The 19,155-nt window shown below is 70.0% G+C and carries 19 protein-coding genes, 1 tRNA gene and 1 pseudogene; 10 read left to right on the plus strand and 11 right to left on the minus strand.

Going from position 1 to position 19,155, the window contains the following annotated elements; all coding sequences use genetic code 11:
• Entirely contained in the window at nucleotides 1-687 is a 687-nt protein-coding gene (locus ACIOMQ_RS12680; protein ID WP_402188927.1) for a response regulator, read from the plus strand.
• An 87-nt stretch (nucleotides 688-774) separates the two neighbouring features.
• Here the strand turns inward: ACIOMQ_RS12680 and ACIOMQ_RS12685 are convergent.
• Nucleotides 775-1,005: pseudogene (locus ACIOMQ_RS12685) on the minus strand (phosphatase PAP2 family protein); the annotation flags it as partial.
• On the opposite strand from ACIOMQ_RS12685, the gene ACIOMQ_RS12690 reads away from it, so the two are divergent.
• The gene (locus ACIOMQ_RS12690; RefSeq protein ID WP_401264321.1) at nucleotides 902-1,213 is read left to right on the plus strand and encodes a hypothetical protein; all 312 of its coding nucleotides are present in this window, start codon (nucleotides 902-904) and stop codon (nucleotides 1,211-1,213) included. The pseudogene ACIOMQ_RS12685 and the gene ACIOMQ_RS12690 overlap by 104 nt on opposite strands.
• A 384-nt stretch (nucleotides 1,214-1,597) precedes the next feature.
• Here ACIOMQ_RS12690 and ACIOMQ_RS12695 read toward each other — a convergent pair whose 3' ends face one another.
• Nucleotides 1,598-1,759: a hypothetical protein gene (locus ACIOMQ_RS12695; RefSeq protein ID WP_401753293.1), complete on the minus strand. Its 162-nt coding sequence runs from the start codon at nucleotides 1,757-1,759 to the stop codon at nucleotides 1,598-1,600.
• 44 nt (nucleotides 1,760-1,803) lie between these two features.
• Between ACIOMQ_RS12695 and ACIOMQ_RS12700 the strand changes: the two genes are divergently transcribed.
• Both ACIOMQ_RS12700 and ACIOMQ_RS12705 read left to right on the plus strand, forming a co-directional pair.
• Complete coding sequence (locus tag ACIOMQ_RS12700; protein WP_362194576.1) at nucleotides 1,804-2,745, plus strand: peptidoglycan recognition family protein; 942 nt, start codon at nucleotides 1,804-1,806, stop codon at nucleotides 2,743-2,745.
• 512 nt (nucleotides 2,746-3,257) lie between these two features.
• A complete protein-coding gene (locus tag ACIOMQ_RS12705) occupies nucleotides 3,258-3,641 on the plus strand; it encodes a peptidase inhibitor family I36 protein (protein ID WP_401263936.1) in 384 nt (127 codons plus the stop codon).
• A gap of 431 nt (nucleotides 3,642-4,072) precedes the next feature.
• Here ACIOMQ_RS12705 and ACIOMQ_RS12710 read toward each other — a convergent pair whose 3' ends face one another.
• A complete protein-coding gene (locus ACIOMQ_RS12710) occupies nucleotides 4,073-4,924 on the minus strand; it encodes a LysR family transcriptional regulator (RefSeq protein ID WP_401753289.1) in 852 nt (283 codons plus the stop codon).
• Between the two features lie 80 nt (nucleotides 4,925-5,004).
• On the opposite strand from ACIOMQ_RS12710, the gene ACIOMQ_RS12715 reads away from it, so the two are divergent.
• Complete coding sequence (locus tag ACIOMQ_RS12715; RefSeq protein ID WP_362194567.1) at nucleotides 5,005-5,499, plus strand: cupin domain-containing protein; 495 nt, start codon at nucleotides 5,005-5,007, stop codon at nucleotides 5,497-5,499.
• 100 nt (nucleotides 5,500-5,599) lie between these two features.
• Here the strand turns inward: ACIOMQ_RS12715 and ACIOMQ_RS12720 are convergent.
• Nucleotides 5,600-5,674, minus strand: a tRNA-Val gene (locus ACIOMQ_RS12720).
• A 259-nt stretch (nucleotides 5,675-5,933) separates the two neighbouring features.
• Here ACIOMQ_RS12720 and ACIOMQ_RS12725 point away from each other — a divergent pair.
• The 4 genes from ACIOMQ_RS12725 (at nucleotide 5,934) to ACIOMQ_RS12740 (ending at nucleotide 9,366) form a co-directional block, all read left to right on the plus strand.
• A complete protein-coding gene (locus tag ACIOMQ_RS12725) occupies nucleotides 5,934-6,698 on the plus strand; it encodes a DUF4097 family beta strand repeat-containing protein (protein WP_362194501.1) in 765 nt (254 codons plus the stop codon).
• A gap of 71 nt (nucleotides 6,699-6,769) precedes the next feature.
• A complete protein-coding gene (locus tag ACIOMQ_RS12730) occupies nucleotides 6,770-8,182 on the plus strand; it encodes a hypothetical protein (RefSeq protein ID WP_402188933.1) in 1,413 nt (470 codons plus the stop codon).
• A 196-nt stretch (nucleotides 8,183-8,378) separates the two neighbouring features.
• On the plus strand, nucleotides 8,379-8,975 hold the full coding sequence (locus ACIOMQ_RS12735; RefSeq protein WP_362194495.1) for a DUF4383 domain-containing protein: 597 nt from the start codon (nucleotides 8,379-8,381) through the stop codon (nucleotides 8,973-8,975).
• Nucleotides 8,976-9,141: 166 nt separating this feature from the next.
• The gene (locus tag ACIOMQ_RS12740) at nucleotides 9,142-9,366 is read left to right on the plus strand and encodes a zinc ribbon domain-containing protein (protein WP_093895504.1); all 225 of its coding nucleotides are present in this window, start codon (nucleotides 9,142-9,144) and stop codon (nucleotides 9,364-9,366) included.
• A gap of 35 nt (nucleotides 9,367-9,401) precedes the next feature.
• Here the strand turns inward: ACIOMQ_RS12740 and ACIOMQ_RS12745 are convergent, their stop codons facing one another.
• From ACIOMQ_RS12745 to ACIOMQ_RS12760, 4 genes are all read right to left on the minus strand, one after another.
• A complete protein-coding gene (locus tag ACIOMQ_RS12745; RefSeq protein ID WP_362194491.1) occupies nucleotides 9,402-10,061 on the minus strand; it encodes an O-methyltransferase in 660 nt (219 codons plus the stop codon).
• 74 nt (nucleotides 10,062-10,135) lie between these two features.
• Nucleotides 10,136-10,972 carry an HAD family hydrolase gene (locus ACIOMQ_RS12750; protein WP_402189099.1) on the minus strand — a complete coding sequence of 279 codons (837 nt, stop codon included), beginning with the start codon at nucleotides 10,970-10,972 and terminating at the stop codon, nucleotides 10,136-10,138.
• 116 nt (nucleotides 10,973-11,088) lie between these two features.
• Nucleotides 11,089-13,749 carry a phosphoribosyltransferase gene (locus tag ACIOMQ_RS12755; protein ID WP_402188935.1) on the minus strand — a complete coding sequence of 887 codons (2,661 nt, stop codon included), beginning with the start codon at nucleotides 13,747-13,749 and terminating at the stop codon, nucleotides 11,089-11,091.
• Between the two features lie 109 nt (nucleotides 13,750-13,858).
• Entirely contained in the window at nucleotides 13,859-15,022 is a 1,164-nt protein-coding gene (locus tag ACIOMQ_RS12760; protein WP_362194485.1) for an HpcH/HpaI aldolase/citrate lyase family protein, read from the minus strand.
• 220 nt (nucleotides 15,023-15,242) lie between these two features.
• Here ACIOMQ_RS12760 and ACIOMQ_RS12765 point away from each other — a divergent pair, with 220 nt between their 5' ends.
• Nucleotides 15,243-16,145 (plus strand): TerD family protein, encoded by a 903-nt coding sequence (locus tag ACIOMQ_RS12765; protein ID WP_401937692.1) that lies wholly within the window; start codon nucleotides 15,243-15,245, stop codon nucleotides 16,143-16,145.
• Nucleotides 16,146-16,308: 163 nt separating this feature from the next.
• Here ACIOMQ_RS12765 and ACIOMQ_RS12770 read toward each other — a convergent pair whose 3' ends face one another.
• The 3 genes from ACIOMQ_RS12770 to ACIOMQ_RS12780 all read right to left on the minus strand — a co-directional run bounded on the left by ACIOMQ_RS12770 (nucleotide 16,309) and on the right by ACIOMQ_RS12780 (nucleotide 19,014).
• The gene (locus tag ACIOMQ_RS12770) at nucleotides 16,309-17,043 is read right to left on the minus strand and encodes a Tellurium resistance (RefSeq protein ID WP_362194479.1); all 735 of its coding nucleotides are present in this window, start codon (nucleotides 17,041-17,043) and stop codon (nucleotides 16,309-16,311) included.
• 177 nt (nucleotides 17,044-17,220) lie between these two features.
• The gene (locus ACIOMQ_RS12775) at nucleotides 17,221-18,366 is read right to left on the minus strand and encodes a DUF475 domain-containing protein (RefSeq protein WP_362194476.1); all 1,146 of its coding nucleotides are present in this window, start codon (nucleotides 18,364-18,366) and stop codon (nucleotides 17,221-17,223) included.
• A 72-nt stretch (nucleotides 18,367-18,438) separates the two neighbouring features.
• On the minus strand, nucleotides 18,439-19,014 hold the full coding sequence (locus ACIOMQ_RS12780) for a TerD family protein (RefSeq protein WP_362194473.1): 576 nt from the start codon (nucleotides 19,012-19,014) through the stop codon (nucleotides 18,439-18,441).
• Nucleotides 19,015-19,155: the final 141 nt, after the last annotated feature.

The following is a 19,155-nucleotide window of genomic DNA, read 5'->3' on the forward strand; positions in this document are numbered from 1 at the left end:
GTGATCCGGGTACTGATCGCCGACGACGAGCCGATGATCCGCAAGGGCGTGTGCTCGGTCCTGTCCACCGACCCCGGCATCGACGTCGTCGCCGAGGCGGCCGACGGGCACGACGCCGTCGAACTGGTCCGCCGCCACCGTCCGGCCGTCGCCGTGCTCGACATCCGGATGCCGGGGATGAACGGCATCGAAGCGGCGGCCGAGATCCGGCGCACCGCGCCGGAGACCGGGGTCGTGATGCTGACGACCTTCGGTGAGGACGACTACATCCTCCAGGCGCTCGGGGGCGGCGCCGCCGGCTTCCTGATCAAGTCGGGCGAGCCCGAGGAGCTCATCGCGGGGGTCCGCGCGGTGGCCGACGGCGCCGCCTATCTGTCACCGAAGGTCGCGGCGCGGGTCGTCGCCCATCTCTCGGCTACGGGCGCGGGCGCCCTGGCCCGCCGCCGTACCGCCGCCCGCGAACAGGTCCGTGGGCTGACCGGCCGGGAACGCGATGTGCTGGCCTTCCTCGGCAGCGGGCTGTCCAACGGTCAGATCGCCCGGCGGCTCCATGTGGTGGAAGGGACGGTCAAGGCGCATGTGAGCTCCATCCTGGCCCGGCTGGGCGTGGACAATCGCGCCGCCGCGGCGGTCGTCGCCCACGAGGCCGGGATCGTCGCGCCTGCGCAGCCGCCCTTCGACCGCTGACGCCGCCGTCCGGGCGAGCGGCAGGAAGGCGAGCAGCACGGCCGCGGTCACCGAGCCCCCGAGGACCGCACCGGCCAGCACGTCGTGCGGGTAGTGCACCCCCACCAGGACCCGGAGCAGTGCCGCCGCCCCGGCCAGCGGCAGGGTGACGGCGGCGAGGCGGGGCCGCAGCACGGCCAGGCCCACCGCGAGGCCGGCGGCCAGGGTGGCGTGGTTGCTCGGGAAGGACCAGTCGCCGGGGGCCGGGCACTCGGCGACGGCCTTTGCGGCGCCGTGCAGAGCCCGGCAGGGCCGTTCCTCGTCCACCACCGGTTTCACCGCCTCGCTGACGGCGTACGCCACCACGGTGCCGACGCCGGCGAGCACGGTACCGGCGGACAGCCGGGTGTCTCCGCGCCGCACACCGCTCCACCAGACCCACACCAGCAGCAGCCCGAGAGCCACCAGGGTGCCCTCGGTGGCCGCCTCCAGCAGCGGCCCCGCCCAGGAGGGGCCGTCGGCCACCGCTTCGGTCAGCGAACGGTAGGCGGACGCGGAGGCACCCCCCTTCACCTCCACGGCTTCGTCCCTGCCCAATCCGCCGGGGGCGAGCCCCACGACAGCGGCCGCCCCCGCCCCCAGGACGACACAGGCGAGCAGCGGCCGCCCGTTCCGGGTCCTGCTTCTTCCGGTTCCGGTTCCGGTTTCTCGTTTCATGAGAAGCGAACCTAGGAGTTGGGGGAAGCGGGAGACCCGGGCCGAACGGCAAGGGCCTCCCCTGACGATCGTCGGGGGTACCGGGTTCCGCGGGAGCGAGTGGCCCCCTGGCCCCCCTGCCCGTCAGGGCCCGGCCATGGAGCCCCGGCCGAAGGGCGTACACGTTGCCCGCCACACGGCCGCGTCCGGCGATCGCGGCAGGGGTATGGAACTCCTACGAGCCAGTCGTCGCTCCGCAACGGCCGGCGTTCACGCGGCCGTCGGCGAAGGGCACGAAGTACGCGGTCGCGGCGGCGGGTTCGGCGGGACGTGGTCCGTACTTCCGGGTGGAGAGGGCGAAGTCGATCGACAGGGTTGCCGACGAGTTCAAGGGCACGTCCCGGAACGTCGCGTACATCTCAGGGTGAAAGGAAGAACCGCATGGCACAGCCCCTGACTGCCGCAAAGGTCGTATCCGCCTTGCGAGCGGAAGGCGTGCGCATCGTTGAAGTCGGTAACTGGCGTACACACAACCGGAACTCGAAGGGGCCGTGGGGTCCGGTCAACGGATCGATCGTGCACCACACGGTCACGAAGGGCACCGCATCCACGGTCGCCATGGTCCGTGACGGATACACAGCGCTGCCGGGCCCTCTGTGCCACGGGATGATCGCGAAGGACGGCCGGGTGCACATGGTCGGCTGGGGCCGCGCCAACCACGCCGGCGGGGGCGACCCGCGTGTGCTGGAGCAGGTCATCGCCGAGTCCTACGGCACCCGCCCGACCCCGCCCACGAAGGGCAACGCGAACGGAACCGACGGCAATGCGCGCTTCTACGGCTGGGAGTGCGAGAACCTCGGCGACGGCAAGGACCCCTGGCCCAAGGCGCAGTACCAGGCGATTGTCCGCGTCCAGGCAGCACTGTGCCGGGCTCACGGCTGGTCGGCGAAGTCGGTGATCGGCCACCTGGAGTGGTCGAACGACAAGGTCGACCCCCGCGGCTTCACCATGGCCAAGCTCCGCTCCGACGTGGCCGAGCGGCTGAAGCACCCCGCGAGCTGGAACCCGAACGAGGAGGACCCCATGGCAGGGATCACCAAGAAGGACATCTTCGACGCCGTATGGAAGACGGACGCGATCGGCGGTCCGGCGGACGCCGCGGACCACAAGACGAACCCGACCTGGCAGGCGCAGTCGATCCTGAAGGACGTGCAGGCCCGCATCCGAAGCATGGACAAGACCCTGGCCGCCCAGTCCGCCGCGATCACCGCACTCGCGGGCCAGCTCGGCACGGGTGCGGACACCGAGACCATCGTCGCCGCGGTCCAGGCCGCCATCAAGGACGCCGTGATCACCGTCGACATCAATTCGAAGGAGGCGTGACCACAGCCGCGCACCACCCCGCCACCCCGCACCCCCGGGCGGTGACCAAGCCGCGTGACAGCATCACCCGGCGGCCGGCCGACGCACTGCCGCCCGGTCCCGAACTGCCGGCCGGCTCCGTGAGGTACGCGGTGGACGCCGTCGACCGCGACAACGCCCCGCACCCAGCAACTCACGTGATACGGACCCCGGAACGAAACGATTGGCGTACTGAAGCAGGCCACGTTGTTTGCCCCTCGGGAGCATCAGCCGAGGGGCAAACAGGAAGGCTTCTCTGCGTCGTGCGGCGCCCCACGCGATAGCCGGACGCCGTGACTCCAACGGTTCGTCCCCGCGGTGTTTCGAATGTGGTTCGAAGAAACTTCGAATGCGTTCGCAAACCGGACTCCACGATCACCCCCACGGCGTAGCGACTCAGAGTTACGTAGCAGTCACAATCATTTGTGTCCGAGGGCGGTCCGCCCTCAAGAGGTGAGCGGACCGCCACGACCGAATGATCGAAGAGGACACCTGTGAAGAGTCGACTCATCAAGTCACTAATGGCGACCTGCATGGTCGGAGCAGCCTCGGCCGGCCTGCTGACCAGCACCGCCCATGCGTCGTCCCCCACAACGGACTGCCGCGAAGCCCTGAACGACATCGAGGAGTCTTCGGGGATCTGCTTCTGGTCCGAGCAAGATTTCAGGGGCACTCTCAGCGTGCGCGCCAACCCTGCCGGCACCGAGACCTGCGGGAACCTCAACCCGCCGGCAAAGTCCGCAGTCAACCTCACTGACCACGACCGGTTCCTGTACCAGTTCAAGAACTGCAAAGAAGGCAACTTCGAGACGGTGATCGAGCCTTACGAGGCCGTGTCGGAGATCGGCCTCAACGCCAGTGCAGGTTCCTGGCGCTGACACCGCATTGGTCGGGCCCCACGGATACATGGGGCCCGTCCGGCCACCGCGCCCCCTGCCCGGCTTCGGCCGGCAGGGGGCGTATTCGTACGTCCAGGGACCGGCCGTCGTCCTCGACCGAGTGCCGGATGACACGCTTCAGCTCCCGCTCGACTTCGCAACGGGGCGGCCCGGTCGCCTCGGCACGGGCGGTGATCGCTGCCTGTACCCGGGCCGCCGCCTCCCCGGTCAACGCGTTGGCCCGCTGCTCGGCCCGCGCCGCACGTTCCGGCCCGAGCAGCTCCCAGGGGACAAGTTGTCTCCCTCACTGCGCCCGCCGTCTTCCGCGGGTCCCCCAGCACCTGGGATGTGACCGGCACGGCCGGCATCTGATCCGTGGCTCCATGCAGAACGGTCCTTGCCGCCGCGCCGCCGTGCCACCGGTGGGGCGCTCAGTCCCGGTAGGCGGTGCTCGCGATCTGGACGAACGAGCGGATCAGTGGATTCGTGTCGCCCGCGTTCCATGCCGCCACCACGCGGCTCGGCGGCATGTCGATCAGCGGCACCACGGTGAGCCCCTCTGCCGGCTGGTGGTCCAGGAGAGTCATGCCGACCGTGCCGTTCCAGAGAACGGCTTGCCGGCATTCCACGACGGCGCGCACCACTGGACCCTTGCGAGGTTCTCCGCCGTTCCAGTAGGACTGCCAGAGGGGGTCGGTGCCCTCCGGGAAGACGAACCAGCGACGGTCGGCCATATCCGCCAGCTTCAGGCTGTCGCGGCAGGCCAGCGGATCGTCGGCGCGCAGGAGCGCTCCCACCGGGTCGGCGCTCAGCTCGTGCACGGTCAGGGCGGTCTCGTCGAACGGCCCGCGGGTCAGGGCGACGTCGACCAGCCCGGCGCGCAGCCCGCAGGTGGGGTCGGTCAGGTCGGTCTCGCGGATGCGGACCTCAACGTGCGGGTGCCGTCGGCGGTAGGCGCCGGCCAGCCGGGTTGCGCCCGGGTCGGTGCGGTCTCCCAGGATGCCGATCGTGATGGTCGCGGCGCCGGCCGCCGCTGCTACGCGTACGTGTACGCGGTCGGCCTGGTCGAGCAGGGAGCGTGCCTCATCAAGCAGCACCACCCCCACCGGAGTGAGCGTGACACCGGCGGAAGACCGGTCGAACAACGCGGCGCCGAGCTCCGTCTCCAGCTGCTTGACCGCCCGGCTCAGCGGTGGCTGACTCATGTGCAGCCGGGCGGCGGCCCGGCCGAAGTGGAGCTCTTCGGCGACCGCCACGAAATAGCGCAACGTGCGCAGCTCCATGCTGCAACGATACCCACACGGTATCGATGCCACAGAACAGGTCTTGGACACTCGCAGTGCCCCGGCAGTGGAATCGAAGCATGACTGACGAACCGAAGACCAGTGAACCAATCGCCGAGCCCGCCGTATCGGTGGTCGGTCCGGGCGACGGTGAGACGATCGTCCTGGGCACCACACGACTGCGTGTACTCGAAGACGGCAGCAACACCGGGCACCGCATCGGGCTCGCCGAGTCCGTCCTCGCGCCGCACACGCCCGGACCGCCGCAGCACCGCCACGCCCAGCACGACGAGGGTTTCTACATCATCTCCGGCACGGTGCGGTTCACGGTCGGAGAGAAGGACTACGACGCGACTGCGGGCACGCTCGTAATGGTCCCGCCCGGCGCACCGCACACCTTCGCCAACACGACCGATCAACCGGCCGTCATGCTCAGCACGTTCACACCAGACCTGTACGTGCAGTACTTCCGCGACCTGCAGGACATGATCGCCGGCGGCCAGGCATTGACCCCACAAGCGACCATCCGAGTGATGAGCCGCTACGCCACCGAGCCCGTCACCGACGTCGGCTGAAGACTGAAACCCGAGAGGACAACACCGCCCGGCCTTGGTGACCGTGCGGTCAAGTGGACGTCAAAGGCCCCCAACCATGATCGGTTGGGGGCCTTCGCACTGGTGGGCGCGGACGGTTTCGAACCGCCGACATCTGCTTTGTAAGAGCAGCGCTCTACCCCTGAGCTACGCACCCGTGGATGAGGCAACAGCGTACATGGACTACGGCCCACGGTCACAAACGGTTGCCGGAACGGCAGGGACCGACGGGAAACCGGGCCGCCGGGGCCGCGGCAGCGCGGTCTCGGTCTCGGTCTCGGTCTCGGTCTCGTCCGGGGGATATCCCCACCCCTCATACGGTAGCCGTCCGGATTCTGCCGGGTGGGCCGGCGTACGTACGGTGGAGCCCACAGCGTCGGGGATCACCCGCCGTACAACCTGGGGGACAGTTCATCGTGGCACTCCGTACTCGCACTCTCATCGCATCCGCCGGGGTCGTGCTCCTCGGTTTCGGCCTCACCGGATGCGGCAGTGCGAATCCGGGCGACGCGCCCGCCGAGCACAAGTCGTTCGCGCTCGGTGGGAAGACGCTGACCATCCACTCCGGGGATTCGTCGCTGGAGCTCGTACCGGCCGATGTGCAGAAGGTCGAGGTGACCCGTCGGGTCGACGGTTGGGTGGTTCTCGGGAACGGGCCCGATCCCCAGTGGAAGATGCAGGACGACACGCTCACGCTCCAGGTGAAGTGCAGGGCGATGATCAGCGACTGTGCCTCGCAGCACCAGGTGAAGGTGCCGCGCGGGGTGGCGGTGGTCGTCGAGGGGGACAACGGGAAGGTCGTCGCGTCCGGCTTCGACACCCCCCTCACCCTGCACGCCGACAACGGCAAGGTGACCGTCCGGGATTCGAGTGGGCCGCTCAAGCTGGACAGCGACAACGGTGGCATCGTCGCCGTAGGGGTCTCGGCCAAGTCCGTATCGGCGCGGTCCGACAACGGCAGGATCCAGCTGGGGTTCGCCTCCGCGCCGGATCTCGTGGACACCGTGAGCGACAACGGAGGGATCACCATCGATCTGCCGGCCGGCTCCGTGAGGTACGCGGTGGACGCCGTCGCGGAGAACGGACGTGTCTCGGTGGACGCTCCGCGCAGCGAAAACAGCGGCCATGTGGTGAAGGCCCGGAGCAACAACGGCCAAGTCACCGTCCGAAGCGTGAACTAACCGGCCCGTGTGTTCGTCCTTACCTGGTGGGAGAATGTACCGGGCAGGGCGAAACGGCACGGGAGAGGGATGTGACGGCGACACACGGGCGGCCGCGGGCGCGAGCGGGTGGGAGTTCCGCCGTCAGGGGTGCCAGGGGTGTCAAGGGCGCCAGGGGTGTCAGGGGATTCGGGGATGTCCTCGTGCTGATGCTGCTGCCTGTGCCGCTGGTCGCCGCCGCGTTGCCGGCCACATTCGCCGGTGGCGGTACGCGACGCTGGTTCGGCGGGCGCGGGGAGAGCCAGCGGGCGGACGCCCAGGCCGCGAAGGACGCCGCCGCTGCCGCCTTCTACGAGCTCGACACCGCCCAGCGCGACTTGCGGATCTCGATCGAGACGATCACCGCGGTGGACAGCTCTCCCGGGGCACGCAGGGCGGTGGACGACTTCGCCGCTCTCGGCCGGCGGATCGACGAGGCCAGTCATACGTACATCACCGCGGTCGACGCGCACGACCTCGACCGGGACGATCTGGAGCAGGCCGTCGCGGCCCGTGCCAGGACCGAGCTGACCGCCGCCAAGGACGAGCTGGTACGGGTCAAGGGCGAGCTGGACCGGTTCGCGCAGGGTCTCGGGCCGTTGCTGGGCAACGCGGAGACGCAGCTCGCCCGGCTCGCACCCGCCGTGGAGCGGGCCCGGCAGGCGCTCCTCGGTGCGAGCAACGCTCTCGACGCGGTGCGGGCGTCCGGACTGCGGGCGGACGATCTCGCCGCCCGACTGGCGGCCCTCGCCCCCGAGCTGACCAAGCTCAACCAGGGCGCCGGCCGGCACGGCGTCCCGGAGACCTTGCAGCGTGCCGATCGGGTGCTGCGCGATGCCGAGGCGGTACGGGCCGAGGCGGCCCGGCTGCCCGAGCGTGCGGCCGAGATCGACCACCGGCTGGTGTCGTTGCGTACCCGCGCCCAGGCGCTGACGACCCGGGCGGGCTCGGTGGAGCCGGTGCTGAGCGAGCTGCGGCGGCGTTTCTCGGCCGCCTGCTGGCAGGACCTCCAGCCCGTGCCGGAGCAGGCCGCGGCCAATGTGCGGCAGGCCGAGGAGAAGCTGAAGGAAGCCGTCGAGGCGCGGGACGAGCAGCGGTGGGCCGACGCGACCTCCCGGCTGAGCACGGTACGCGCCCTGCTGAACGCCACGGACGAGGCGGTGTCCGCCGCGGGCGACCGGCTCCACCGGTTGAACGACGTGGCCAAGGACCCGCAGCAGGAGATCCAGCGGACCCGGTTCGCGATCCGGGACGCCCAGCGTCTGGCCATGGCCGGGCGCAACACTCCCGAACCGCGCCACGCCCGCCCGCTGGACGACGCCGTGGCCCGGCTGGACCGCGCCGTAGCCGGACTGGAGGAGCGCCACCCGGACTACTGGCACTTTCTGACCGAGACCGAAGCGGTACGGCAGACGACCGCGCGGGTGGTCTCCGAGATCCGTGAGGAGCGCGGGGCGGGCGCCTGATCCGTACGGGCTCTCGTACGCGGGCTCTCGCGCACGGGCTCGCGTACACGGTTCTACGCGAACGGCACAGGGGCGGGAACGAGCCGGGAACGAGGCCCGGGAACGAGGCCACGTGCGGGGCTCGGACCTCTGATTTCCTGATGTGCGGCGACAGGGCTGTGGGCGGATCCTGGTAGTACGCCCGAAGGAGACCGACATGGCCACCCATGTACTGCACGCCACCGGACGGCACGCCTCGCGCCGCCGTCGCAGGGCCAAGCAGCTCGACAAGCACCTGCCGGTCGATCACCGGCTCAACCGCGTCTACCGGGTCGGGGCGGGGCTGATGGGACTGGTGCTGCTCGCCTTCGGAATCCTGGGGCTGATCGACGAGATCGGCTTCTTCAGCACCGGCGGAGCCACCGTCGCGGGCCTGAACACCAACGGCGCCCTCAGCGTCCTGTCCATCTGTGTCGGCCTGCTGCTGTTCATCGGGATGGTGATCGGCGGCAACTTCGCCTCGACGCTCAACATGATTCTGGGCATCGCCTTCATCCTCAGCGGCTTCGTCAATCTCGCACTGCTCGAAACCGACTACAACTTCCTCGCCTTCCACCTCCAGAACGTGCTGTTCAGTTTTGTGGTCGGTCTGATGCTGATGGTCTTCGGGATGTACGGGCGGGTCAGCGGCGGCCTCCCGCACGACAATCCGTACTGGCGGACCCGCCACCCCGAGGAGGCCGAACGGGAGCTGCGGACGGTCCGGAGGACCGCACCCGCGGCGATGCCGGTCGTCCGTCGCCCTGAATCGTGAGCCCACTGGCCCATGAGCCCGTGACCCGCGCACCCGTAGGCGCGCGTAGGCACGTAAGCGTCTCCTGGACCCGTACTCCGGCTTCTCGGCGCCCGGCGGCCGCAGCCCGTCGGCCGCCGCCCGTCGTGCCTGTCTTCCATGGGTCCGCGCCGGATAGCCTGGGCCCATGCCTCGTTACGAGTACCGCTGCCGCTCCTGCGGAGACACGTTCGAACTCAGCCGCCCGATGGCCCAGTCCTCGGACCCGGCCTCCTGCCCCGCCGGACACGCCGACACCGTGAAGCTGCTGTCCACCGTCGCCGTGGGCGGGTCGTCGGCCAAGTCCGCCCCCGCCGCCCCGTCGGCAGGCGGGGGCGGGGGCGGCTGCTGCGGTGGGGGCTGCTGCGGCTGAGGGAGCGGGCAGCCGGGGCCGCCGGCCCGCGGCTCCTATCGCTTGCGGGAAAGCGTCAGCCCGTCGGACACGGTGAGCATCACGCTGTCCATGCGCGGATCGGCGGCAACGTGGTCGTTGAATTCCTTGATCGCCGCCGCTCCACCGGTCGCCTGCGGATCGGTCACGCCGCCGTGGAACAACACGTTGTCCGTGACGACGAGACCGCCCTGCCGCATCCGGGGCACCAATTCTTCCCAGTACGGGATGTAGTTGCCCTTGTCCGCGTCCAGATAGGCGAGGTCGATGTGCGGCTCGGCCGGCATGGCCCGCAGTGTGTCGAGCGCGGGCGCGATACGCAGCTCGATCCGGTCGGCGACGCCCGCCTTCTCCCACGCCTCCCGTCCGTACGCGGTCCACTCCTCCGAGACGTCGCAGGCGATCAGCCGCCCGTCGGCGGGCAGCGCCTGCGCCATCGACAGGGCGGAGAAGCCGGTGAACGTCCCGACCTCCACGACGTGCCGGGCCCCGGTCAGCCGGACGAGGAAGGCGAGCAGCGGCCCCTGCTCCTCGGCGGACTGCATGCCGGCGTGCTCGGGCAGGCGCGCGTACGTGGTCTCGACGAGCTCACGCTGCACCGCGTCGAGCGACGGATTGTGCGCCAGCATGTACGCGTACAGCTCGTCCGTGATCTTGGTTTCGTTGCCCTTGGTCATCGCGTGCTCCTCATTGCTCGTACCGGGTCGGGCCCGCGCTGTCCCGTTCCCGTTCCCCGTCCACGTCGGCGTCCTCACATACTGCTACTGCCGGACGAGGGCGCCCGCCCCTGACCCGATGCCCGCAGGAAGTTCCGCAGGATCTCCTCTCCCGCCGCCACGCCGCACTCGGCCGTCACGTCGACGTGCGGGGCGCTCCAGCCGGTGTCGGCGAGTTCGCCGTGGGCGGGGCGCCAGCCGCGGTCGGCGGCGAGGAGCAGATCGGCGTCCAGGAGGCTGTCGCCGGCGGCGAGAGTGAGCGTGGCGCCGGTGCGCCGGGCGACTTCCTCCATGGCGGCGCTCTTGGTGAGCGGGCCCGGCACGGCGTAGATCTTGCGGCCCTGGAGGGAGACCGTCCAGCCGCGGGTCTGCGCCCACTCCCCCAGCTCCTTGACCCAGCCCTCCGGCAGCAGCGGGCGTTCGACGACGAGGTAGGCGAAGAGGTCCTCGGCGACCCGCTCCTTGAGCAGCCAGGCCGGGTCGGCCGCGGCCAGGAGATGGGCGCGGACCTCGGCGAGCGAGGCGCATTCGTCGGCGAGCCGACGGGCCACCCGTGTCTGCCAGTCGGGGTCGGACACCCCGTCGACCAGGAGGTGTCCCCCGTTGGCGCAGATCGCGAACCGCGGTGCGGGGCCGGGGAGATGGATCCGGCCGTACTGCTCGCGGGTGCGGGTGGTCGTGGGGACGAAGACCGTGGAGCGGCCGAGCTCGTCGAGCAGTGTCGCGGCCGTCTCGGTCAGGTAGGAGAGCGGTTTGTGGTCGTACACCTCTACACAGAGCAACCGGGGCGCCTCGGCATCCGGCATGGAGAGCCGGAGCGCCGCCGCCGAATAGATCAGGGTGCGGTCGAGGTCGCTGGCGACCAGCGTCACAGGGGCGGCCGGGACGGCAGAGGTGGCAGAGGCAGCGGAAACGGCCGGGGCGGGCGCGGCGACCGGGACGGCAGAAGTGGCCGGGACGGCAGAAGTGGCGGGGGCGGCCGGGGTCGTCACTTCGACTCCACCGCCTTGCCGTCCGCGCCCGTCGCACCCCTGGTGTACTTCGGGTGGATCAACCCGACGCAGGTGTACGGGAGTCCGTCGACCTCTTCGATCGGTACACCCCGCTGCTCGGCCAGCAGACGGATGTGATCGAGGTCCGCGCCCGCGCCGCGCTTGGCGAGGATCTTCCACGGGACGCGGCGCAGCAGTACGCGGGTCGTCTCGCCGACGCCCGGCTTGACCAGGTTCACATCGTGGATGCCGTACTCCTCGCTGATGCGTTCCACCGCGGCCCAGCCTTCCCAGGTGGGCGCGCGGTCGGCCGCGAGGAGCTCCTTGACGTCGGCGTCCACGGCGTCGACGACCTCGTCGAAATGGGCGGCGACGGCGTCGAGGAAGTGGCCGGACACATCGGCGTCCGCAAGCTCCCGGTAGAACTTCGCGCCGTGGAAGTCGTCCGGGCCGACCAGGTCGGAGCGCAGGACGGTCCGCGAAATCAGCCCGGACACGGTCGAGTTGAGACAGGCGGACGGAATGAGGAAGTCCTCGCGGGTGCCATGGGTGCGGACACAGCCCCCCGGGTCGGCCAGGACCGCGATCTCCGGGTTGAAGCCGTCGAACTCGGCGAGCGCCGCGGAGAGTTCACGGGTGATCGCCCCCTTGCCCGTCCAGCCGTCGACGAAGACGACGTCCGCCGGGTCGTGGTGGGCGGCCAGCCAGCGCAGCGCGGTGGCGTCGATGCCGCGCCCCCGCACGATGGAGACGGCGTAGTGCGGCAGATCGACCCCGTGCCGGTGCCGGGCCCAGCGGCGCATGAGCACGCCGACCGGAGTACCGGCCCTGGCGAGCGAGACCAGAACGGGCCGGGGGCCCCGCTCGGCGAGGACCGTCTCGGTGACGGTGCCGACGGCACGGGCGACGCGGGCGGCCGACAGCTCCAGGGCCGCCTTGAAGAGCTCCTGGTACTGGGCGGACGGCTGGTACTCGACGGGCAGCGACTCGGCGTAGTGCGCGCCACCGCTCTGTATCGCCTCCTCGCGCTCCTCGGTGGGCGCCTCCAGCTCGGTGTCCGAGAGGTCCTGGAGCAGCCAGCCGACGTCGTCCGGTGCGTAGGAGGAGAAGGCGGGGCCGCGGAGGGGCTCGGGCAGCATGCGGGGGTCCTGCCGTTCGGAGACGTTCGGAGTGGGGTTCAGCGTCCCGGCCGACGGGACGTCCGACGGAACGTACGGGTGGAGACCCGGCCGGTCCTCCGACGGGACGTACGAGGGAACGACCACCAGCAGGACGTGGTCGGTGTGGGCGGCGAGCTGCGCCAGCAAGCCGTCGGGAGCGTGGAGTTCGGGCGTGTCGGCGGTGGAGTCGACGGCCACGACCACGGCGTCGAAACCGGCGCCCGCGACGTTGTACGCGTACCGGTCACCGGGCCCGTCGGCCGGGTTGTCGTGGGCCGGGAAGACCAGCCGGCTGCGTATCGCATAGCCGGGGTCGTCCACGGCCAGGACGGGGGAACGCGTGGTGGTGGAGTAGCGCACCTCTGCGTCGATGCGGCCCTCCAGGGCCGTGCCCAGGCGGAGGGGGGCGTACATGAGCTCCTCGAAGCCGAGGATCAGTACGCGGCGGGCGTCGCCCAGTGCCGCGGCAAGGCGGGCGGCCATGGCCGGGAGGGCCGGCTCCAGAGCGGCCCGGTGAGCGGGTGTGAAGCCGTGCCGTCCGCCGTCGGGCACACCGGCGGGCCACTGGAGGTCCACCCGGGTGCACGGTCGGCGAACAGGCTCTACGGCCGTTTCCGAAGCCGGGGAACCCGCCCTCTCCGGACTCCTCTCCGGACTCCCGGAGGCGGCGCTCTCCTGCGCGGCGACCAGTGCCTGGCCCTTGGCCAGGACGCCCTCCGGGAGGACGACCGTGCCCGAGCTCCTCGCCACCAGGTCGACGCGCGCGCCGATCTCCGCGGCGAACTCGGTCAGTCGCCCCTGGTCGGCCGCGGACCGCATGTCCACCAGGGCGACGACGACGTATCTGCTCCGCGGGTACCTCTCGTGCAGCGCGCGGATGGTGTTGAGCACCGTGTTGCCCGTGGAGAACTCGTCGTCCACCAGCACCAGCGGGGCGTCCGCGCTTCTTCCCGCGTCCGCTTCCGCGTCCACGCCGGTCTGCGCGCCCGCGCCCGAGCCCGCCGGGTCGTGCCCGCCCGCCAGCAGGTTCGGGTCCTCGGGGAGCAGCAGGTGTGAGGTGGCGTGCGAGTGCGACTCCTCGAAGCCGCCTGCCCGCGCCACACCCTCGACGGGGCGGCGGGTCGAGTGCAGGTACGGCGCCACGCCGAGCCCGTCGGCGACCGCGTGGCCGAGACCGGTGGCCGTCTCCGCGTAACCGAGCACGACCGCCCGGCGCGCCTCGGCGTCGCCGAGAAGTGCGTGCACCCGTCGGCCGAGCTCGAATCCGACGCCGTAGACCACGGAGGGCTTCTGCGGCACATGCTTGCCGAGCACGTTCGACACGAGCAGATGGGCCCGCTTGGGATTGCGGCGCAGGGCGAGGCCCAGCTGCTCTCTCAGCTCGCCGTCGCCGTCGGGCTTCCCGTCACCGACGAGCTCGACGCCCAGTCGCTCCGCCACCCAGCTGCCCGACCACACCACGTTCGCCGTCTCTTTCCTTGCCGCGCGCTCGCTCATCGAGACACGCTCGTTCCGCGAGGCTCCCGCGATCCACGGACCACGCTCACCCCGCAAGGCCCGTTCATCCCGCACGGCCCCTTCGCCCCGCTCGCGCCACGAGGCCCGCTCACTCCGCGAGGCCCGCGGCCAACAGCTCCACGAAGCCGACGTCCTCCCTCGCCACGCCGAAGACCTCGGCCCGCTGGAGGGTCCGCTCGGCCCAGGCGCGGTGCGGCTTCACTTCGTTCATCTTGTTCGTGTACGCGGAGCGCATGACGCCACCGCCGCCGCGTTCCGGCCGCACGATGTCCTGCGCGTCGCTGAACTCCTCGTGGCTGACCACGGACAGCGCGTGCACGGGCGCGACGTGCGACGGATGGATGCAGGTCTTGCCGAGCAGCCCGTTGGCCCGGTCGAGCTCGATCTCACGCAGCAGGCCGTCCAGGTCGTGCTCGATCAGCGCCGTGCGCAGTTCCTCGGCCCGGCCCTCCAGGAAGGGGCTGCGGCGCAGCTGCGGTTTGAACATGCGCTCCTGGCGCCGGAAGTACTCCCACACCGGTCCGGTGATCGTGAAGCCCGTGCCGTCCGCGCGGCCCAGCACATTGACCACGTCGGCGATGACATCACCGACGATCCGTACGTCGTACGCCGTCATGTCGGGCGCCCTGCGGAGCCCGTACGCCGAGCAGAAGTCGGTGACGCCGAGTCGCAGCGCGAGCACCCGCTCGCGGTACTTGTCGACGGTGCGGGCTATTCCCTGGAGCGCTTCGCCACGGGTTTCCAGATGGAGCAGCTCGGGCGATTCGAGAACGGGCATCGCGAACAGGCGCCGTCCGCACGCCTTTTCGGCGTCGGTGATCGCTTCCATGAAGGGCACGCCGCGCTCTTCGGTGAACTTGGGAAGTACAAAACCAGACAACAACCGGACCGCGGAGCCGAGCCGCTCCACCAGGTCGGCCACCTGACCCGGTTCCCGGACCCGGACGAAGAGCAGCGGCACGTCCACGCTACGCGCGTCGAGCTCGGCGAACTGCCTGACCAGGTTCTCCTCGGCACCGACGACCTCGGAGTCGTCGATCGAATCCTCCAGGCACAGCACCATTGAGACAACACCGCGCCCGACCTGCTTGATGACGTCGTCAGCAAGTCTCGGCCTGGTGGCAGGGCTGTACAGGGTCGCTCCCAGGGCGGCCGAAAGCACGTGGGCCGACGAGTCCGCGCCGAATTCGCACGGCTCCTGGAAGAACAGACCCTCTCTCGCAGCGGGCGCAATATGCCCGAAATGACGCATGTGATTCCCCCGAACTGCCGGACCGACCGGACAACGTATGGCCGGTAATAGTACGTACGGACGGGTGTCGACAGTTCCCCACGTGCATGAATTCCAGGTAACTCGGCCATTTCCCGATGGGTCGACGTACCGCGGACGACGCGCTTCCCACGCACTGCCGAGACACCCGGTGCGCCCCCCGCGTTGTCCGCGCGGGCAACCAGCAGGCAGGATGACGGGCATGACGCACGCGATGGTGAAAGGCTCGAACGTCCCTCTGGACGCCTTGGCCGTACGGGCCGTGCTGCGCTGGACCCCGGGCGCCGGGGTTCCGGATGTGGACGCCTCGGCCCTGCTGCTCGGAGCCGGCGGCCGCGTGCGCTCGGACGAGGACTTCGTCTTCTACAACCAGCCCCGCCACCCCTCCGGCCTGGTACGACGGCTGCCGAAGCGCAGCGTCCCCGAAGGGCTCACGGACGGCATCGAGGCCGACCTCAACGCGCTCGACCCCTCGGTCGACCAGGTGGTCGTCGCCGCGTCCTCCGACGGAGCCGCATTCGCTCAGGTGCGCGATCTGCGCATCCTGCTGTACGACGCGGCGTCGGCGAGCGGGGACCCGCTCGCCGTCTTCGACGTGCGACCGGAGACCGGCGAGGAGACGGCGATCATCTGCGGCGAGCTCTACCGGCGCGGCGATGGCTGGAAATTCCGGGCCGTGGGGCAGGGCTATCCGACCGGTCTGGTGGGCCTGGCGACCGCCTTCGGCATCTCGGTCGACGAGGCGGAGGCCGCGGCGGAGCCCGGTCCGGCACCGTCGACCGCGAGCGCTCCCCTGCCCGCGGCGGCCGCCGTCCCCGTGACAGCCCCCGGCTTCCCGCCGCCCGCGCCCGCGTTCCCGCCCGCACCGGCACCGGGTCCGGACTCGCAGGTGACGGTGCAGCACCAGCAGCCCGCCTACGGCTACCCGCAGCCCGCGGTGGCCCAGCCGGCGCCCCAGGCCGTTCCCCAGCCCGCGTACGGGTATCCGCAGCCCGCCACCGCCGGGCCCGCCTACGGATATCCCCAGCCCGCCGCGGCCGCGGCGCCCGCCCCCGACCCGAATTTCGTGCTGCCCCCGCAGGGGCCGCAGTTCGTACGGCCCTGAGGCGGCCGGCGTCCCCCGGGCCCAAGGCCGGGGGACGCTTCCCCCCGGCCCCGAGACCGGGGCCTCGGCTCCGGGGCCTCAAGTCCGGGACTTCGGCTCAGGGGCCTCAGGTCCGGGGCCTCAGGCCCAAAGGCCGCGGCTCAGGGCCCAGGTCCGGAGGGCCTCAGCTCCTGGTCTTGTAGCCGCGCCCCCACTGCAGGCCCCAGCCGTACAGCCGGTCCAGCTCCGACTGGAACCCGTACACGAACTTCACTTCGCGCCGCACGATCATTTCGTCCTTGACGTTCTCCACCGTGAACACGGCGCAGGAGCGGGCCTCCGGGGCGTGCTCGTCGAGTTCGATCTCGATCCGCGGGCCGTTGCCCGGGTAGAGCGTCACCTTGGCGTGCGTACGGTCGAAGGCCGGGGTCTGGTCGTAGATGTAGACGAAGAACAGCAGCCGCTTGATCTGGTCGTGCTGGTCGAGATTGACGTAGACGGTCTCGCCCGACGGCGCCCCGAAGCGGTCGTCCCCGCTGAGCCGGATGTACGGCGGCGCGTTCAGGTCGCCCAGGAGGTTGCCCAGCGGCTGGACCACGCCCTTGGTGCCGTCCTTCAGCTCGTACATGCAGCCGAGGTCCAGGTCGACATTGACCATGCCCTGGGTGTGCGCCTGGACCACGTCGGGCTTGAAGAGCTTCATGGGCCGCAGCAGCCGGCCGCTCTGCCGCGACCTGCCCTCGATGTCGGACGTACGCATCCGCCAGGAGAGGTTGACCCGCAGATTGCCGGTCAGTGCCCCCTGCTTGGTCAGTGAGACCGTGGCGTGCCGCCTGGAGAGCACGATGGAGTCGGCCGACGCGTTGCCCGACTCGAAGAACGCCTCTCTCCGTGTCCACAGGCTGTCCCAGAACGCCATCCCCAACCCCCACACGTATCGGTAGAAACACAAGTGCTCCGGCCCTGCCGGCGCCCCCTGCGTCGCACAGGGCGCCCACATCACTGCGGGGCGGCCGCCGGGCCGGGTCCGGGTGTTCCCGGTGAACCGTCGCCGCACGGACCGCCCCGCTGAGAGCGTTCCTCAATCCCTACCGGGTCACACCCCGGACGGGACTTCTGCCTTGGAACCCGCGTCGTCGTCCCCGCCCGCGGCCTCCAGGGCCTTGTTGCGCCGGACCGAGGACCAGAAGGACCAGGCGATCAGCACGACACCGACGAGGCCGGTGATGATCTCGTTGATCTCGTGCTGGATGGTGACGAGGAGGATGACGGCCAGTGCGCCGATGGCGTAGTGGGCGCCGTGCTCCAGGTAGACGTAATCGTCGAGGGTGCCCTGACGGACCAGGTACACCGTGAGCGAACGGACGTACATGGCGCCGATACCGAGGCCGAGGGCCATCAGCACAATGTTGTTGGTGATGGCGAAGGCGCCGATGACGCCGTCGAACGAGAAGGACGCGTCGAGCACTTCCAGGTAGAGGAACATGAAGAACGCGGCCTTGCCGGAGAGTACGACCGCGGAGAGCTTCTTGCCGCTCTTCCTGGCCTCCTCCTCGACCTCGTGCTCCCGCTCCTCCTCTTCCTCCAGCTTGTTCTCGAAGAAACCGGAGAGACCGCCGACGATGAGGTAGGTGATCAGACCCGCGATTCCGGCGAGCAGGACGGTCTCCGCCTTGTCCGCGTGGCCGCCGCCGTGCTGATGCGCGTTCGTCGCGAAGGTCATGGCCGTGATCAGCAGCACGATCAGCGCGATGCAGACCGACAGCATGTCGACCTTGCCGAGCTTGGCGAGCGGGCGCTCGATCCAGCGCAGCCACTGGATGTCCCGGTCCTCGAAGATGAAGTCGAGGAAGATCATCAGCAGGAACATGCCACCGAAGGCGGCAATCGCCGGGTGGGCGTCCGTAACCAGTTCCTGATAGCGGTCGGGCTGATTGAACGAGAGATCGACCGCTTCGATCGGACCCATCTTGGCGGTGATGGCCACGATCACGACGGGGAACACCAGCCGCATGCCGAAGACCGCGATGAGCACACCGACCGTGAGGAAGATCTTCTGCCAGAAGGCATTCATCTTCTTCAGGATTCCGGCGTTGACCACCGCGTTGTCGAAGGACAGCGAGATCTCCAGGACGGAAAGGATCGCAACCACTCCGAAGGCTTCCCACCCCCCGTAGATCACCGCTGCGACCAGGCCGAGCGCGGTAATCGCGAACGACCAGCCGAAGGTTTTCAGAAGCACTGGCTACCCCATCGTGTTATGTAACGGGTCTCCCCCGGGTGTGTACGGGGCTCCCCCGCGCTGTGCGCGGCTTTACGAAACGTTGACCCCGAAGTCTAGAGCGATACCGCGCAGCCCGGACGCGTACCCCTGTCCCACTGCGCGGAACTTCCACTCGCCGTTGTACCGGTAGAGCTCGCCGAAGATCATCGCCGTTTCCGTCGATGCGTCTTCGCTGAGGTCGTAGCGCGCGAGTTCCTGACCGTCCGCCTGGTTCACCACGCGGATGAACGCATTGTTGACCTGGCCGAAGGTCTGTCCCCGATTGTCCGCCTCATGGATCGAGACCGGAAAAATGATCTTGTCGCAGTGCGCCGGCACCTGGGTGAGATTCACGATGACCGACTCGTCGTCGCCCTCGCCCTCACCCGTGAGGTTGTCACCGGTGTGCTCCACGGAGCCATCGGGGCTCGTGAGGTTGTTGTAGAACACGAACCATTCGTCGCCGAGCACCCGGCCCGACTGGCACAGCAGAGCGCTGGCGTCGAGGTCGAAGTCGGCGCCCGTGGTGGATCGTGCGTCCCAGCCGAGCCCGACCAGCACCTGGGTGAGGTTGGGTGCGGCCTTGGAGAGGGAGACGTTGCCTCCCTTGGCGAGCGTGACGCCCATGGTGTGTCCTCCCCGAGTCGATGAACCGTGTGTTGAGCTGTTGTGCTCTTGAGCCGTTGAGCCGTTGAGCGCGTCCGGCGCCGCACGTCGTGCGGCGCCGGACGGAACACATGCTGGCGAGGGCCCGGCAGGGCCTCGGCG

Source organism: Streptomyces sp. NPDC087845, from assembly GCF_044742755.1.
Classification (GTDB): domain Bacteria; phylum Actinomycetota; class Actinomycetes; order Streptomycetales; family Streptomycetaceae; genus Streptomyces.

What these genes read in the sequence shown, in the direction of transcription:
- ACIOMQ_RS12700 (WP_362194576.1), top strand. Translation starts at nt 1,804, where the DNA reads ATGGCACAGCCCCTGACTGCCGCAAAGGTCGTATCCGCCTTGCGAGCG.
- ACIOMQ_RS12710 (WP_401753289.1), bottom strand. Translation starts at nt 4,924, where the DNA reads ATGGAGCTGCGCACGTTGCGCTATTTCGTGGCGGTCGCCGAAGAGCTC.
- ACIOMQ_RS12715 (WP_362194567.1), top strand. Translation starts at nt 5,005, where the DNA reads ATGACTGACGAACCGAAGACCAGTGAACCAATCGCCGAGCCCGCCGTA.
- ACIOMQ_RS12735 (WP_362194495.1), top strand. Translation starts at nt 8,379, where the DNA reads ATGGCCACCCATGTACTGCACGCCACCGGACGGCACGCCTCGCGCCGC.
- ACIOMQ_RS12740 (WP_093895504.1), top strand. Translation starts at nt 9,142, where the DNA reads ATGCCTCGTTACGAGTACCGCTGCCGCTCCTGCGGAGACACGTTCGAA.
- ACIOMQ_RS12745 (WP_362194491.1), bottom strand. Translation starts at nt 10,061, where the DNA reads ATGACCAAGGGCAACGAAACCAAGATCACGGACGAGCTGTACGCGTAC.
- ACIOMQ_RS12755 (WP_402188935.1), bottom strand. Translation starts at nt 13,749, where the DNA reads ATGAGCGAGCGCGCGGCAAGGAAAGAGACGGCGAACGTGGTGTGGTCG.
- ACIOMQ_RS12760 (WP_362194485.1), bottom strand. Translation starts at nt 15,022, where the DNA reads ATGCGTCATTTCGGGCATATTGCGCCCGCTGCGAGAGAGGGTCTGTTC.
- ACIOMQ_RS12765 (WP_401937692.1), top strand. Translation starts at nt 15,243, where the DNA reads ATGACGCACGCGATGGTGAAAGGCTCGAACGTCCCTCTGGACGCCTTG.
- ACIOMQ_RS12770 (WP_362194479.1), bottom strand. Translation starts at nt 17,043, where the DNA reads ATGGCGTTCTGGGACAGCCTGTGGACACGGAGAGAGGCGTTCTTCGAG.
- ACIOMQ_RS12780 (WP_362194473.1), bottom strand. Translation starts at nt 19,014, where the DNA reads ATGGGCGTCACGCTCGCCAAGGGAGGCAACGTCTCCCTCTCCAAGGCC.